This window comes from Paraburkholderia phymatum STM815, assembly GCF_000020045.1.
Lineage (GTDB): Bacteria > Pseudomonadota > Gammaproteobacteria > Burkholderiales > Burkholderiaceae > Paraburkholderia > Paraburkholderia phymatum.
This window is the reverse complement of record NC_010627.1, coordinates 374,005-389,246: the sequence shown is the minus strand read 5'-3', so window position 1 is coordinate 389,246 and position 15,242 is coordinate 374,005. Positions and strand designations below refer to the sequence as shown.

The following is a 15,242-nucleotide window of genomic DNA, read 5'->3' as shown; positions in this document are numbered from 1 at the left end:
CCGGGCTTCAGCTCGCGTGGCGGTATTGCCGTGCTGGGTGGCGGCGCAGCGCGTCGAGATCGACGCCATCGAGCAGCAGATGAAGCTGCTCCGTCATGAGTTCGACCACGGTCTGCTGGCGACGGGGCCAGGCAAACCGGTCTGCCTCGAGTCGTTTCATCAAGAGCCAGAACCCGGCGCGATCATAAAGACGAAGCTTCACGCGGTCGCGTTTGCGATTGTGGAACCCGAAGACGGCTCGCGTGAGCGGGTCAAGCTGCATAGACCGTTCGACCAGTGTCACGAGCGTGTTCAGTCCGGCGCGGAAGTCGATCGGCTCGCGATGCAGGTACACCAGCAGGTCATGATCGAAGCGGAACATCAGTGTGCGCCCAGCGCGGCGATCATCGCGCTCACGAGTGAAGCATCGCGGCCGGAACACTCGAGTTCGACGACGACCCCGTTGGGCAGTGTCGCTGACAGGCGCGCGGCTGATGCCGGGCGCGAAGGCTGGAACAGTTCGCGCCGTGGCGTCGATTGCGGCTCACGTGGCACTGTGACCCTGGGAGCCAATAGCGAAGGCGCCTCGTCGAGCGTGACGACTGCGGCAAATGCCGACGACGGTTGCTCAACGTCAGCATTCGCCTCAGCAGCGCGCTCTCGCCGCTCCTGCAGACGCACCCACTTGTGCAGCTGGTTTGCGTTCACGCAGGCCTTCAGCGCCAGGCCAGCCAGCGACGCACCAGGTCGGCGGCAAGCCTCGATGAGCTTGCGTTTGCCCTCGGGATCGTACCGATGCTTACCATCGGCACATGTCTTGATCACCCGCAGGGGAAGAAAGTCAAAGTCAGTGTCGGTCATTATCTGCGTCCGCAATTCATGTCTGCGGACGCAGCTTGCCTCTTCCCAACTGCCGAGACTAGGTGTGCATTATTTCGCGCTTACCATCTTCTGAGCCGCCTGTACGAGCACACGAGCGTTGCAGTGACAACGAATTTGGATTTCGCTGAATGGTCCAGTGTGTTCGGCGACGCGAAGATGACCACGGCATTGCTGGATCGGCTGACGCACCACTGCCACATCGAGGAGACCGGCAACGAGAGCTATCGTTTCCGGCATAGCAGCGCCAGCGCAAAGAAGCGCATCCGATCGCGTGAAGCAGCGCCCAAGGGCGAAGCCGCTAGCGCTTCCGAATCCGTTTGACGTCGTTCGCCGCGCAGGGGAGGCTGCTACGGGCTACGCCCTTCGCAGCCTCCCCTGCACAACGCACCCTCACACGAAGGAGGACAACGACCCAGGAAACCCATACACTTATCCACAACCGGTCGTGCTTCAGACCGGTCTCCACCCCGGCTCAAAATTCAATCGGCGCGGTGGCTCAGAATTCGGTCGGCGCGGACACAAGACTGGGACATCGTGGCCCATCCTTCTCCTGGGCTCGAACCGATAGCCTGATGTCAAACTCATCATAATCTCTGCATTTCCGACCCTATCCTTGTTCCGCGCTGACGGAGTATGGTTGAGATCGAAGTGCGACTCTGCATAGTCGGGGCGTTGCATCGCAAGGCTTCCTTACCCCTCATGACGCTGCAAGACTGTGAACGGACTGAATGTATCTGGCGCAGCGCAAGGAGAAGATGCATTGATGGCTGCGATGAACGGCCACGGTGCCGTGTACCCCGAGGCAAGGTGAACGCTCGTGCGACGGTTTTTTGACCGCGATGGATGTCCTTCCGGTTTTGTTCGGACTCCAGTCTAACGGGGCGACCGTTTTGTGCAGTTCTCGGGCGCCAGGATTTCCACAAAACTCGTGCGTGAATCACGCTATTACAGGGTGAGTAGACCCGAGGAGTTGCACCTCGAGTCTCTCGCAGGTAGGGTCGAGAACTGGCGCGCGCACGGTAGGCCCCGGTGGCTTCTCCCTCGCTTTCGCGGTGGGCCTCAATCCGGTTGCCATGGCCACGTTTCCAGCTCCCGCCACGTCAAACGCAGCATGCGGTTTTCCCGCACTACGCTTTCCTGTCTGCTTCACGTCAAGATTTATGGGACCTATCATGCCGGGGACGCTTTCAGTGCGGCATCACGACGAACCCGGTAGCCGTTGAACAGCTTCAGTTCGTCATATAGCCAGCGCCTACTCCACGTCTTCCAGCCGAAGCCCCGACGATTCCGGGATCGCCCCATGTGGCGTCGAATCTTCTTTTCCACCCAGTCCTTGATGAAGCTGAAGCACTCGCTGGAATGTCCAACAGCGAAGTAATTCACCCAGCCTCGCAGCACCGGGTTGATCAGTTGCACTACCCGATCCACCGGCTGCGACTGGTATCGCCGGAATACCTCCTTGAGCTTGCGCACTAGCGCCGTGCGTTTCTTCAACTTAGGCGTGTAGTGCGCTCGCCACACCTGTCGCCCTATACTGCGCAGGCGTCGGAAGTCGAACCCGAGAAAGCCGAAGCTCTCTGCGCGATCCAGATCCACAGTGCGACTCTTCTCTTCATTCACCTCGACCTGCAGTTTGGCAAACTCGTCCCGAAGACGTCTGCTCACCACCTTCAGCAACCACGCATTGCGAGGATGCGCGTCGATCAGCACGACAAGATCGTCAGCGAAACGGGCATACTCGACGTAGGTGTACTTCCCGCTTCGCGTGGAACCTTTCACCCTCTCCAGCATCCGGTCTACCTCTGTGAGATAGACGTTACTGAGCAATGGCGAAATCAACCCCGCCTTGCGGAACGCCCTGTTTACCCGATGCCGTCAGCATCAACTTCAGCAAACGCATGACCTCGTCATCATTGACCCGACGCGCTACCTTTTCAAGCAGCAGGTGATGCCGAACTGTGTCAAAGTACGCCCGTAAATCCAGGTCTATGACGCGGGTCTTGCACTGAACGATCGCGGTTGCCACCCGATGCACAGCTTCATGCGCGGTACGCTTCGGCCGATAGCCATACGACCCCGGTTGGAAGTCCGCCTCGAAGATCGGTTCCAATATGAGCTTGAGCGCACCCTGAACCACTCTATCGCGGATAGCAGGAATCGACAGGACGCGGACTTTGCCCCCGTCCTTTGGTATTTCCTGCCGCCTTGATCGTAGCGGTCTGTAGGTACGCCCAGTCAGTTCGTCCTGTATCTGCGCAAGGAACACTTCCACGCCTTGCGCCTCGATGGCCTCGAACGTCACCCCGTCAATACCCGGCGCTCCGTTGTTCCTTCTGGCCATCGCATACGCCTCGCGCAGCGTTTCGATCTTGCAGACATGGACGTACAAACCCCAGAAACGCCAGGACGGTTCAGCCTTCGCCTTGACGTATATTCCCCGCCTCAGGTCCTGCAAACTGCTGGACGCCTTTGTCATCTCGTCCTTGCCTCCCATGTTGTCGAGGAAGTTACAAACAGCAGGGCCCCTTCGCTCCACCAGCGTTACCCGGCTTCACCGCTAGTACGGACCCATCCGCCACCCTCTCGCCTTCGGTCCACTTCCCGGGTTCGCCGGTTATAGGACCTACCTTGCTCCGGCGATTTCGCGCCGGGGCGAGGAGGGCTTCTCCAGTTGCTCAGCATGTCCTTGTCATCGTGCCGTCGCTTCCACCCCGCCGAAGTGGAATAGCCGTATCGGTCAGATTTCGGCTACCCATGCTGCCTTCGCCCTCTCGGTTGCGGGCTCGGCCTTCGGGTCTCTTCACTTTCGAGGCCACATCCACGTTCATCTTCATTACGGCCCGATGACTCGCACGTCCCCCAAGGAGACGGTCGTCGATAGGCTTCAGAGTCTTGGTTTCCCGCCACCCTGCTATCCAAGCTACGGAGCTTCTGACTTCTACCCCGGCAGGTCTATTTCCTGCTGAACACGCCAGCCTTAGCTGGACACACAACCGAACGTGAGCCTCTCGACTCATTCGGCTCCCGTTATCCAACCGATACCCCGACGACACGCCAGTGGACAAACAACTTGGGGTGGACGAACTTCATCCGGCGCAGCCATTCCGCACTGCGTCTCTTGTGCTGCCGCAACCTCTTGTACTTGCGTCGAGCCCACTGCATAAGCCGTAGGTCGATGTAGCCGAAGAGCCTATGCATCGCCACCCGATAGAACGCCCCGTAGTAGTTCCACCACCCTTGTATCGCCGTATTGCATTGCTGCGCAAGGTCTCCCAGCGTCGCCGGTGTTCGTCGGTGCAGTTTCCAACTTCGCACGGCCTGTCTCATCCTCTTTAAGGCATCGCTGCTCACCGCTGGCAGAAAGCTAGTAAATCGCCGTCGGTGTTTGCTCGATGCCGCTCTGGGTCTAAACGTAAAACCGAGAAACGTGAACTGCACGTTCGGATGAGTGCCAGTGCGATTACTGTCCTTGCAATACACGATCTTCGACTTCTCCGGATGCATCGTCAGGCCACACTCTCCCAGCCGTGCTGCAATCGCTTGCATCACGGATTGCGCCTCCACCAGACTGCGGCAATGAACCACCGCGTCGTCGGCGTAACGGGCAAAGGGCGATTGCGGCCATGTCCGCTGCATCCAGCTATCGAACGCATAGTGCATAAACAGATTCATCAAGATCGGGCTGACCACGCCGCCCTGTGGTGTACCCCGCGTGCGAGGCAAACTCGCCCCATCCGCAGTTTCGAACGGCGCAGTCAGCCACCGCTCGACGTACAACAGGATCCAGCTCTCCTTGATATGGCGTCGCACCGCTTTCATTAGCAACGCATGGTCGATCTGGTCGAATGCCGCCTTGATGTCAAACTCGACGACCCAGTCGTATCTCCAGCAACGCGTACGCGTCACGGCAATCGCCTGTTTAGCCGACTTGCCCGGCCGATATCCATATGAATCTTCATGGAATATCGGGTCGAGCTTCGGCTCGATCATCAGCTTGACGACACTTTGCGCCACGCGATCAGATACGGTGGGGACGGTCAACGCGAACTGCACAAGTGCTCAACGAGCATTTGGGATGGGCTGAGATCCGTCATCCGTTTCATCCCCTCAGGGGCCAACGCTTTCCCGTGCTGAAGGCCCGCCGCGTCGGGGGCACCGAGACACTGCTTCTGCGCGATACAGATCGCGGCAGCTTTAGCATTGCGCGCGAATGGACCGACTGGGGCACACCGTCTGTCCACGACGACGCCATCGCACCCGTATGCTGCTTCGATCTGGGCATGTTGCTGGAGCTGGTCACGTTGATCGACCAGCTTGCCCGATCCAGGAAGTCATCGAACAAAGGAGCTTGATCAATGCATCTCCTTGTCCTACTATCAGACCAGTTTTCAACGTGGTCCGCCAATGGAAGATATTCCGTCGTCCACTTTGCGCAGACGCCGAGCGCAATTGCTGAAGCAAATGCCAGCGTTAGAGACGCTCTTGCGCGGCTCGCTCATCGAGCGCTACAAGCGCTGCGGCAAACCGGGCTGCAAGTGTGCAGACGGCCCCGGCCATGGTCCCAAGTACTACCTGTCCGTGAGCTTTCCCGGCCGCCGGCCGCAAATGGACTACGTGCCGCAAGCCGATTACACCGACGTCGCCGAGCACCTGGCGAACTATCACCGCGTTCGCGAGATCATCGAGGAGATCTGCGAGATCAACCGCGAACTATTGCGCCGCCGCGAGGCGCTCTGAGGGGCGCCGGTGAGCCAGTCGTCTCTGTCGCTCGCCAACTTCATCGATCCGCAATCGGCCGGCGTACTCATCGCCAACATGCTCGAGGCCTGGCTCACCGCCGAGCCCGAGCTGGAGCTGACCGAGGAGGCCTTCGATGAACACCAAGATCACCCCCCAACATCAAAGCAAACCGGCGTACATCTATATCCGCCAAAGTACGCTGGCCCAGGTACGGCACCATCAGGAGAGCACCGAGCGTCAATACGCGTTGCGCGACAAAGCGCTGGCACTGGGTTGGCCGGAGACGGCGATCCGGGTCCTGGACCGCGATCTCGGTCAATCGGGGGCGCAGATGACGGGCCGCGAGGACTTCAAGACCCTCGTAGCGGACGTCTCGATGGGAAACGTGGGTGCTGTATTCGCACTGGAGGTTTCCCGCCTGGCACGCTCGAATCTGGACTGGCATCGCCTGCTCGAGCTGTGCGCGCTCACCCATACGCTCGTGATCGACGCCGATGGCTGCTACGACGCGGGCGACTTCAACGACGGCCTGATACTTGGTCTCAAAGGTACGATGGCACAGGCCGAACTGCACTTCTTGCGCGGCCGCCTCCAGGGCGGCAAACTCAACAAGGCGAAGAAGGGTGAGTTGCGCTTTCCACTGCCCGTCGGCTTGTGCTATGGCGATGACGGCCGCATCGTCCTGGATCCCGATGACGAGGTACGCGGTGCCGTGCAACTCGCATTTCGTCTGTTTCAGGAGACCGGCAGCGCGTACGCGGTTGTCAAGCGCTTTGCCGAAGAGGGCCTGCGCTTTCCCAAGCGTGCCTACGGAGGTGCCTGGGCAGGTCGACTCATCTGGGGGCGCCTGAGTCACGGACGTGTTCTCGGTCTGATACGGAATCCTTCCTATGCCGGTATCTATGTTTTTGGACGATACCAGTATCGTCAGCGCATCACACCACAGGGAGAGGTCCATAAGCACGTACAGCCGGTTCCGAAGACAGAGTGGCGCGTTCATCTGCCAGACCATCATGATGGATATATCACCCCGGAGGAATTTGAGCGCAACCAGGAACACCTGGCGCGCAACCGGACCAACGGCGAAGTGACCGTGCTCAGTGGTGCGGCGCGTGAAGGATTGGCGCTGCTTCAGGGGCTGCTGATATGCGGCGACTGTGGTCGGGCGTTGACCGTTCGCTACCAGGGGAACGGCGGCCTCTATCCATTGTACTTATGCAGTGCGCGCCGTCGTGAGGCGCTGGCGACCACCGATTGCATGAGCATCCGCAGCGAACTACTTGACAACGCAATTGGCGAGGCTGTATTCACCGCCCTGCAGCCAGCCGAACTCGAGCTCGCCGTGACCGCCCTGAGCGAACTCGAGCAACGCGATCATGCCATCATGCGCCAGTGGCACATGCGCATCGAACGCGCCGAGTATGAGGTCGCACTCGCTGAACGTCGCTATCAGGAATGCGATCCGGCCAATCGTCTGGTCGCGGGTACCCTCGAACGGCGCTGGAATGACGCGATGCTTCACCTCGAGGCGATCAGGACGGAATCCACCCAGTTCCAGAGCCAGAAGGCACGCGTCGCGACGTCCGAACAGAAAGCTCAGGTCCTCGCGCTGGCGCGCAATCTGCCGCGCCTCTGGCGGGCGCCGACCACGTCAGCGAAGGATCGCAAGCGCATGTTGCGACTGCTCATCCGGGACATCACGGTCGAGAAATGGTCCGCCACGAGACAAGCGGTGCTGCATATCCGCTGGCAGGGCAGCGCGTGTACTGATGTCACCGTGGACTTGCCCAAGCCGGCTGCCGACGCGATGCGTTACCCCGCCGCGTTCGTTGAGCGGGTGCGCGAACTATCGCAGCATCTGCCTGACCGGCAAATCGTGGCGCACCTCAATCAGGAAGGCCAGCGCAGCGCCTGTGGCAAATCGTTCACGCTTGAAATGGTCAAATGGATCCGTTACCGGTATGAAATTGAAGCAACCTGCTTCAAGCGGCCGGACGAACTCACGGTACAGCAGCTCGCTCATCGGCTGCACGTCAGTCCACACGTCGTCTATTACTGGATCGAGCGCCAGGTAGTCCAGGCCCGCAAGCTCGATGGGCGGGGCCCGTGGTGGGTCACGCTGGATGCCGCCAAGGAACAGCAACTAGAGGATTGGGTGCGCACTTCAGGGCATCTGCAGCGGCAACATTCCGACACTCAACTGTGAGAGGTGCATTATGAAGTCACCTTCGGTATCCCCAGCTTTCTCGTGCCGCCCTTGGCCTTCGGGATCTCAACCTGCTTCACCGGTGGCGGGAAGTACGACCCCGACGACATCCGATTCCACAGCTTGTACAAATTTCCCGAAAGATTCTGCTCGAACATGGCGATAGTTTCATCATCCACGCCCGCAGCCCCGCGGTTAGCCCTCACCAACTGGTACGCTTCCCACACCACCCGTTTCGCAATGCTGTACGGCTTCGTTGATGTCATGTCACTCATCCCCGCAGTGCAGGTTGGTGACCTTCGTCAACAGGATAACGCCGCCCCTTCGCTCCACCTTCATTACAAAGGCTTCAACACTACTACGGGCAGCTCCGCCCCTCGCTCCGACATCGGTATTCTTCCTCATGGTGTCTGCCATTTGTCATTTCCCTTCGCATTCGAAGCAAGGTTCTCACGTTCCATACCAAAGCCTGTATTGAGCTCATGCCGCCTATACACCGACTGCCATCGGGTCCGTAATCAGGTGTCGTCCCGACTGATCCTGGAGCTATCTTACGACTCCAGTTTTGACAGCGCTTTATAGAAAAGTAACGATGCGTCGTCGGACGGTTTGCTTTCGCTCATCTGCTCAACACGTACCTGCCACCCTAGCCGGGTGACTTTTCCACGGTCGCTCACCACCACGTCTTTTGGACGCAGCAGCACCGGGCGGTTTGAAGCCTGCTCCTGAAAGCCGACTTCGGGAGGCCTGCTCCCATCTTCAGTACAGCACCGCAGACTTTCGCCCGCGTTCGTGACACACTAAGATAACTTTTCTTATCTAAAGGCCTCTGTTTCTGTACTAAACTCCGATATATGAAAACGCGTCTCACCCTGCCCGTCGCGCCCGCCGCTGACGCGATAACCGGTTTTCCCGATGCGGACGAACTCGCCGTGCTGCGCGCGTGGTACGCCGGCGTGTCCGTGCGGCAGGCCGTGGCGCGCTACCTGCCCGCCGCACTCGGTCACGGGCGATCGGCCCGCGGCGTGCTCGGACGTATCCGCCGCAAGCTGTTCGACGTCGCGCGCGCGACCCATCGCGACGATCTCGTAGCACTCCTCAGCCATTCCGCCGGGGAACGCGCGCAGCATGCGAAAGCCGTCGCACAGGCCATCGACATACTGCGCACCGCGCGTCCGCCCGAACCGCAGATCGCCGACGACATCGCGCAGTGGTTCACCCCGCGTGCCGTGCGCGTGCTGCACGCACACGGCATCCGGACGCTCGCGGATCTGACCGTGCGCGTCCCCCGTCGGCGCCAGTGGTGGAAGGCCGTGCCGGGACTCGGCGCGGCCAGTGCCCGCGCAATCGAGGCGTTTTTCGCGGCGTGGCCCGCCCTCACCGACAAGGCGCGTGCGTTGATCGTCGCCAGCCAGCGTGGCGATATCGTGCCGTGGGAAACCCTCAAACTGCCGCACGAGGTCGATGGCTCCGCAGGCACCTTCCGGGCGCCGCGTGCAACCTGCACGCTTGACGCGTCCAACGATTACGAGGCGGTTCAGTCCTTACGCGCAAGAGAAAGAAAATGGACATCAGCCGGAGCCTTGAAAATGCTGGGATAGGCAGTCAGCAGGATGTCCATTTGGCTAGCCGAAAAAGTGGACAGAACGACGATCGGGTGTCCATCTTCCGCCGCAAGTTTCGCGGTGTCACAGAATCACGATCGGATTTGATGCGACACCACGCCGGGTGCCCCGTAGCGAGAACCTTCGCGAGCACCAAGTCGACGCACTCAAGACACCCGACGCAGGTAAAGCAGCCCACGTGCCCGTTTCGAGCGAAAACGCTCGCCCCGATCTAGCGCGGGTGCAGGGGCAGGACGCTACCGCCTCGTAGCGCGGCCAGTTCCTTGCGCAGGCTGAACACCTGACGCAGTAGTGCGAGCTCACGAGCCAGTGACTCGTCAAGTTGTGCCTGCAGATCCTTCGCGTCGCCTTTCGCCCGGTCCAGACGCTCGGCCAGTTCGAGCTTCGGGCGCCCGGCTACCGCGTTGGCTGCATCGATCGCGTCAATCAGTGCTGTGAACTGCGGGCGCGACTTCTTGATGCTGCCCTTCTTGCGGCCCGCCTCGATAGCTACGGCGTCATTGTTGATACGCACTCCTTTTCGTTTCTTCAGCCGCTCAAGGGCGGCGTAGTAGTCGGTCATGGCGTCGCTCATGCTGCCTCCGGTTTGATCAGTTTCTCCTGCGCGTCAAGCAGTCGTTGCAGCGTCTGTGCCTCGATACGGTATTCGACGCTTGTCTCATCAACTGCGCGCAGCTTCCCGACCGTAGCCTGCTGTGCCTTGATCACTCGCTGAAGCTTCGACAGCACGACGATGAGATTACGGCAGTTCGATTCAAGACAATCCAGACGCATCCAGTCGAGCGGTGTCGACCTGCAGGGCTCAACGCTGGCGCAGCCGCCCAGCACCGTCTCGCGATATGCGAGTTCACCCTTCTCAAACTTTCTGATCGTTTGCTCGCGCGAGTAGACCGATACAGGCGAGGCCTGCACGGCACGGCTCTGCGTCCACGCTGCGTGCCCGCCGAACAGCCGCTCGTCAGCGAACAGCACCTGCTCGGCGTACGCGAGATACTCAGACAGGCCCTGCGTCTCGGCCCATTCCTTCGCGAAGTGGCGCTTGTCGGTGTCGATGAAACCCTTTGCGAACGCCGAGCCGCGCGCATAGTAGATGCTCATCTCGTGCGTGAGGTGCTGCAGCTGACGTTTGAGCGTAGGTAGCGTCACGAGGCCGCTCCGATGAGCGTAGAGGGCGAGGCTCCGGCGAAGCTGGTGGCGAGTGAACGGCCACTGCTGCCCGAGCGCGTACTTCGGCTCGTCTTCCCACGCGCGGTGCATGTCGACCCGCTTCAGCTCAGCGATGTCCTCGAATGTGATCGTCGGAAAGACGCGCTCACGAAAGGCTTCGATATAGTTAGCTACTTTACTTGCCGCCCGGTTTGCTACGTATGCATGACGCGGGCCTATCGGCAGACCCATCCGGCAGAACAGCAGGTGCGAACCGTCCGTCGATTCGGCGTAACCTTGCGCACCGTGCGCACGGTGCGCCTCGCCCGACAGGCGTTGCGCGAGCCTGATAGCGCGGGCAGCGAGCGGGCTGGTCACCCAGCACGCGCGCCTGGCACGACCGCCCGACAGTTTGGTCGTGACGCCCTCGATGGTGTAATGTGTCACGCCATCCAGACGGGACTCACTCAGGCAGTTGTAGGGCAGGGTCTCTGCTTCTGCCGCGCGCATGCCGGTGAACGACAGGATGACAAGCTGACATAGCGCGGTGATCGACGCCACAAGCGACGAGGCGACATAACGGGGGTCCTCGCACCGGAAGTGCGTTGCAGTACTTACCAGTTCTGCAGAGACACCAGGCCTCTCACCAGCGTATACGCGTGCGAGGTAGTCCGACAGAACATCAGCGACGTCTTCAGCGATGCCGAGGTCATGCTGACAGGTCGACAGGAAGTGCTGGTAGATCCGCGTCGGGATGGCAGGGTATTGCGAGTATCCAGCATGTTGCGCAAAGCGTTCGAGCAGCGGCTTATGCAATTGTGCCAGCGGTACACGCAGTCCTGTGGTCTCGACGCCCAGACGGTGAAGCTTCACCAGAATCGAATGAAGGCGTTGGGCCTTCGCCTCCATCCCGGCTTGCGCCGCATAGTCCAGAACAACGGCGACATTGGACAGGCCCTCGTAGAGCGTAAGCTGACGTGCGGCGGCAAAGAACGTGAACTCCCTCAGGTTGAGTGAACGAGCCTGAAGCGTGCCGGACGCCGGTACCATATCGGTCGCTTCGTGCATCAGAAAGTACATGACCTGCTTCCATTGACGCGTGGTCGCTTCTGAAAGCACGCGGCTCACGCCGTCAGGCAAGTGGCTTCTAAAATAGAGATGCGTGCTGCGTGTCCCAACCGCATATGCACGGATGTCCCAGGTATCATTACCAAATAGCGAAACAGTGTTCCCAGGTGTGTCGCGCGTGACAACCGTATCGTCCTCGACCCGATACCAGTCGGGCCGCTCAGCGGCCGGCGCGAGCAGTGTGTTGTTCATGCCACTCCCAATTCGTAAAGCTGGTCGAGCTTGGCCGACCAGAAAGCGTCCAGATTCCCCTCGATATCAACGTCATGCTCGATCTGATCGACCATCGTTGCATCCCGCCTGCGCAGTTCGTCGAGCAGGAAGTCAACGCGTCGCAGTACCGCACCGAACGATCTGTCGTACTGCTCGATCGAGTCAGCACGCCCGCCCACGAGCCTGACGCAGTGACGGCAGCCCAGCAGCTTGCGGATATCGGCGGCGTCGGCGTGCACGCGGTACTGGTCGCAGAAGAGACACCCTTCGGTCGAGCGACAGTCAGGCTGTACCGTGACCGAAGCCGCGATCGGCGCAGGCTTGTGGAACCCGATGCAGATGCCCACTGCGCTCCCGATGCTGCCCGCCGGGTCGTTGCCTGGTCCCAGCACAGTCTTCTCGACCGAAGCGAGGAACGCTCCCATCTCAGCCTTGTGCGCGGCGTCCGTGCCGTTCGAGTACGAGCGCAGCGCCGTCTCCAGCGAGTGCCCCATCAGCCTGGCTGCGATGACGGGGCCGTGGTTGCTCATCGCCCAATCCTGCTTCGCCGCACGCCACTGACGCGCGCCAATGCGCGGCAGCACCATCCCGAGCGTGTCGAGTCGACTGTAAAGCCGCTCCAGGAATTGGGTTGAGAGCCCCGTTAGCCGCCGCGGCTGTGCATAATGCCCGACTACGACGAACAATACGTCCCACTCTGCGTCCTGCACCAGATACTCGCGCAACGCCAGATACGCCCTGAGCTTCGGCATAAAGCCCAGCGAGACGGTGAACGTAACGTCCCTCCCGCCTGCCCGGTACTTGATCTCACGAAACTTCTGACGCGCAACCGACGCATCCTTGAGGCTCGTGGCAAGCTCCGGACTCCACTTCATGGCTAGCAGTTGCGCGAGGTTGATGCCCGTTTCGGCAAGAAACAGCGCGGCAAAGCAAGAAGCAGCTATCGAAGCATGCGAGCGTCGGATCGGCGATTGCGCATCCGCGTTCGCTGCCGCAAGATTTTTAGCTGTCAGTCCGGCGATCCTCCGAACTCTCATGAGGAGTATTAGCCCCTGTTTCGGCCATGCGCTTCGTGATGTCTTCGCGAGTACGTGGCTCTCCCGTCTCCAGATTCCAGCCAAGCAGGCCGCGCGAGTCGTCGCCTTTCTTACGTCCGAATGGGTGCGGAACCAGGCAAAGATGCTCACCTCGCACCGTGGTCACGCGCACGGGGTACGGCTTGAAGTCGAGCACCAGCGTGCTGATGCTGCTGAAGAGCGCGTCAGCCCACGCGAGCAGGGCGGCCTGTGCCTCGGCGTCAGGCACAGCCGTCGGCACCCAGGCATCCTGTTGCTGGCGCAGCGCCCTCGCGTCGGCGCAGAAGTCGTCGCTTCGGAAGAACTCACGTAGCATCGACAACAGAATACGCTGACGGCTGGCGACGGAATTGCGGTTCTGGTTGCCCAGCGAGACCTGATCGCGCCTCTCACGGAAGTACCGATGAACCGCCTCTGCGGTAGCCTTCTCGTCACAGAGCACCTGGTGCAAGCGCTGGCTGTCGGCCCAGTTGACGAAATCAAGCACGACGCGCAAATCCATGAAGATCGTCACCGGACGCCTCGCGCCAAGGGCCATACGCCCTGAAAGCTGGGTCACGAGCAGACGCACGACCCTGGCGCGTTCGCTGCAGAAGCTTGTTGGGTCGAAAGTGCGTCGCGTGCGCTGCGGGCTCGACGTGTCGCGCGTCAGATAGCAGATCTGACCGATATCGGAACGTCCGCTCATGCCTTCCCACCTGAGCAGCGCGCGTTCGGGATGCAGCAGCGTCGTGCCCTCGGCGAGCGGCATGCGCACTTCCTCGTACAGGCGGTTCATGCTGCCTCCACAGTGTCGAGGGTGCGCGTGACCAGCGCCGACAGGTGCACTCCCCAGCCGTCCTGTACAGCGTCGAACAGCTTGCGATTCTCGCGGTAAGCGAGATAGCGTTCAGTCATTGACGGTTGTACGTGCCACATCAACTGCCGCAACTGATCGAGCGCCCGCGTGTACTTCGTCCCGTTCGCCGTCATCGCGTCGACCATCTTCAACCCGAAGGTCGCGCGCAGGTCGTGGAAGCTGAACTCGTATCTGGGGTTGCCGAGCCGCACGCGCATCATGGGCAACAGTTCGTCCCTGATGAACTGGCGTACGGCCTGCCCAGTCTTGACGTGGCGGCGGACCAGCGGTCCAGTGCTGAGCGGGCTGCGCGCCGCGCGATCCTCATAGAGCGGCGCACCGCGATGGCTCAAAAAGAGCGCCTGGTCGAAGTGATCGCCACCATCTGCCATCTGGCGGCGCTTGCGCGCACGATCGCTGTGCACGTAGATGTACAGCCGCTCATAGAAACCGCGCGGAACGTGCAACACGCCCTTAACACCGTTCTTCGTGTCGATGCCGGTACCTGGCCCGCAGGCGAGACGGATGTCGTCGCCGTGAAACCCGTCAGGCTTGCGCATCACGTGTTTCGCACGCACGGTCAGTACCGTCTGGATGCGGGCGCCTGTCAACAGCGCGAACAGATGAACGAGCGTCATCTCGATGTTGCCGAGTGTGGCTAACGATTCAAGCAGCGCCGACTGCTCGGCAGAGGGGAGCGGGCGCAGGCGACCACCGTCCTGGATGTGATCGTCCCACGGGTCTTCTGCGCGCCGGCCACTGATCGACAGGTCCGTGGTCGCGACTTCGATCACGCTGCTGAAGCCCTTCTGGTCCTTGAACTCAATGAAACGATCAGATTCGACCCACGGCGCGTTCGTGGGTCGAAAGCCTGCTTCGGTCATCATCCAGCGATAAAAGCGCACCATGGTGCCCATACGACGCCTGGCAACGCCCGGAGACAGCTCGCCGGCCTGCACGGCCAGCTTGATCGAGCCGCTATATCGGTAGGTCGGACGTTGCCGCTTGTTCACAGGGAAGACGAGCCAGTCGATACCCTCGTCATCCAGAAAACGACGGAACGCTACCAGGTCGTCAGCGATGCTGGCGAACGTCAGCATGTTCGGCGACGACTTCGACTCGATCATATCGATGAGCCAGAGGTTCGCCTCAGCCCACGGCGCGCCGTCAGCAAGTCGGACAACGGGAAAGAGAGGAAAGGTGCCAGCGATCCACTTCGGGCGGGTGTCGCGTCGCTTGCCGGTGCCGGGGTCTGCGAGCGGGACCGTGTGATAGATGGTGCCGCCCTCGGGGGTGGTGATACTAACCGGCGTCGCGCCGGGTGTGTCGCGGTCAACGACCTCGGTCAACGGCAGTTGCCGGATGGTCGTTCGTCTTGCTGTCATCGTGCAGATCCTCTGCTGTGTTTG

12 protein-coding genes and 4 pseudogenes are annotated in these 15,242 nt (G+C 60.8%); 5 read left to right on the top strand and 11 right to left on the bottom strand.

Features of this window, described 5'->3' with window-relative positions; genetic code table 11:
- Positions 1–7: 7 nt before the first annotated feature.
- Positions 8–361: an IS66 family insertion sequence element accessory protein TnpB gene (gene tnpB, locus BPHY_RS37640; protein WP_012406692.1), complete on the bottom strand. Its 354-nt coding sequence runs from the start codon at positions 359–361 to the stop codon at positions 8–10.
- Entirely contained in the window at positions 361–840 is a 480-nt protein-coding gene (gene tnpA / locus BPHY_RS37635) for an IS66-like element accessory protein TnpA (protein ID WP_012406691.1), read from the bottom strand. The genes tnpB and tnpA overlap by 1 nt, the downstream gene beginning before the upstream one ends.
- Between tnpA and BPHY_RS37630 the strand changes: the two are divergent.
- Positions 814–1,182: pseudogene (locus BPHY_RS37630) on the top strand (ATP-binding protein); the annotation flags it as partial. The gene tnpA and the pseudogene BPHY_RS37630 sit on opposite strands and share 27 nt — an antisense overlap.
- A gap of 849 nt (positions 1,183–2,031) precedes the next feature.
- Here the strand turns inward: BPHY_RS37630 and BPHY_RS44140 are convergent.
- The 3 genes and pseudogenes from BPHY_RS44140 to ltrA all read right to left on the bottom strand — a co-directional run.
- Complete coding sequence (locus BPHY_RS44140; RefSeq protein WP_252671052.1) at positions 2,032–2,640, bottom strand: group II intron maturase-specific domain-containing protein; 609 nt, start codon at positions 2,638–2,640, stop codon at positions 2,032–2,034.
- Positions 2,641–2,677: 37 nt separating this feature from the next.
- Positions 2,678–3,337 (bottom strand): reverse transcriptase domain-containing protein, encoded by a 660-nt coding sequence (locus BPHY_RS44135; protein ID WP_322789051.1) that lies wholly within the window; start codon positions 3,335–3,337, stop codon positions 2,678–2,680.
- A 537-nt stretch (positions 3,338–3,874) separates the two neighbouring features.
- Positions 3,875–4,902 (bottom strand): annotated as a pseudogene (gene ltrA / locus BPHY_RS37620) (group II intron reverse transcriptase/maturase); the annotation flags it as partial.
- Between the two features lie 14 nt (positions 4,903–4,916).
- Here ltrA and BPHY_RS37615 point away from each other — a divergent pair.
- The 3 genes from BPHY_RS37615 (at position 4,917) to BPHY_RS37605 (ending at position 7,807) form a co-directional block, all read left to right on the top strand.
- Positions 4,917–5,213 carry a Y4bD/Y4pK family protein gene (locus BPHY_RS37615; protein WP_012406690.1) on the top strand — a complete coding sequence of 99 codons (297 nt, stop codon included), beginning with the start codon at positions 4,917–4,919 and terminating at the stop codon, positions 5,211–5,213.
- 130 nt (positions 5,214–5,343) lie between these two features.
- Entirely contained in the window at positions 5,344–5,598 is a 255-nt protein-coding gene (locus BPHY_RS37610; RefSeq protein ID WP_208459148.1) for a DUF6788 family protein, read from the top strand.
- A gap of 136 nt (positions 5,599–5,734) precedes the next feature.
- Positions 5,735–7,807, top strand: a complete 2,073-nt coding sequence (locus tag BPHY_RS37605; RefSeq protein WP_012406688.1) for a recombinase family protein — start codon at positions 5,735–5,737, stop codon at positions 7,805–7,807.
- A 17-nt stretch (positions 7,808–7,824) separates the two neighbouring features.
- Here BPHY_RS37605 and BPHY_RS37600 read toward each other — a convergent pair.
- Positions 7,825–8,082, bottom strand: a pseudogene (locus BPHY_RS37600) (group II intron reverse transcriptase/maturase); the annotation flags it as partial.
- Between the two features lie 579 nt (positions 8,083–8,661).
- On the opposite strand from BPHY_RS37600, the pseudogene BPHY_RS37595 reads away from it, so the two are divergent.
- A pseudogene (locus tag BPHY_RS37595) lies at positions 8,662–9,351 on the top strand (phage integrase family protein); the annotation flags it as partial.
- A gap of 292 nt (positions 9,352–9,643) precedes the next feature.
- On the opposite strand, the gene BPHY_RS37590 reads toward BPHY_RS37595, so the two are convergent.
- Genes BPHY_RS37590 through BPHY_RS37570 form a run of 5 tightly spaced genes read right to left on the bottom strand, consistent with a single transcriptional unit; the run spans position 9,644 to position 15,218 of the window.
- The gene (locus BPHY_RS37590; protein WP_012406686.1) at positions 9,644–10,006 is read right to left on the bottom strand and encodes a hypothetical protein; all 363 of its coding nucleotides are present in this window, start codon (positions 10,004–10,006) and stop codon (positions 9,644–9,646) included.
- Positions 10,003–11,898 (bottom strand): hypothetical protein, encoded by a 1,896-nt coding sequence (locus BPHY_RS37585; protein WP_012406685.1) that lies wholly within the window; start codon positions 11,896–11,898, stop codon positions 10,003–10,005. The genes BPHY_RS37590 and BPHY_RS37585 overlap by 4 nt, the downstream gene beginning before the upstream one ends.
- Positions 11,895–12,956 carry a hypothetical protein gene (locus BPHY_RS37580; protein WP_012406684.1) on the bottom strand — a complete coding sequence of 354 codons (1,062 nt, stop codon included), beginning with the start codon at positions 12,954–12,956 and terminating at the stop codon, positions 11,895–11,897. Before BPHY_RS37580 ends, BPHY_RS37585 begins: the two co-directional genes overlap by 4 nt.
- Positions 12,922–13,773, bottom strand: coding sequence for a hypothetical protein (locus BPHY_RS43000; protein ID WP_012406683.1), 852 nt, complete (start codon positions 13,771–13,773; stop codon positions 12,922–12,924). Before BPHY_RS43000 ends, BPHY_RS37580 begins: the two co-directional genes overlap by 35 nt.
- Positions 13,770–15,218, bottom strand: coding sequence for a site-specific integrase (locus BPHY_RS37570; RefSeq protein ID WP_012406682.1), 1,449 nt, complete (start codon positions 15,216–15,218; stop codon positions 13,770–13,772). The genes BPHY_RS43000 and BPHY_RS37570 overlap by 4 nt, the downstream gene beginning before the upstream one ends.
- Positions 15,219–15,242 lie beyond the last annotated feature (24 nt).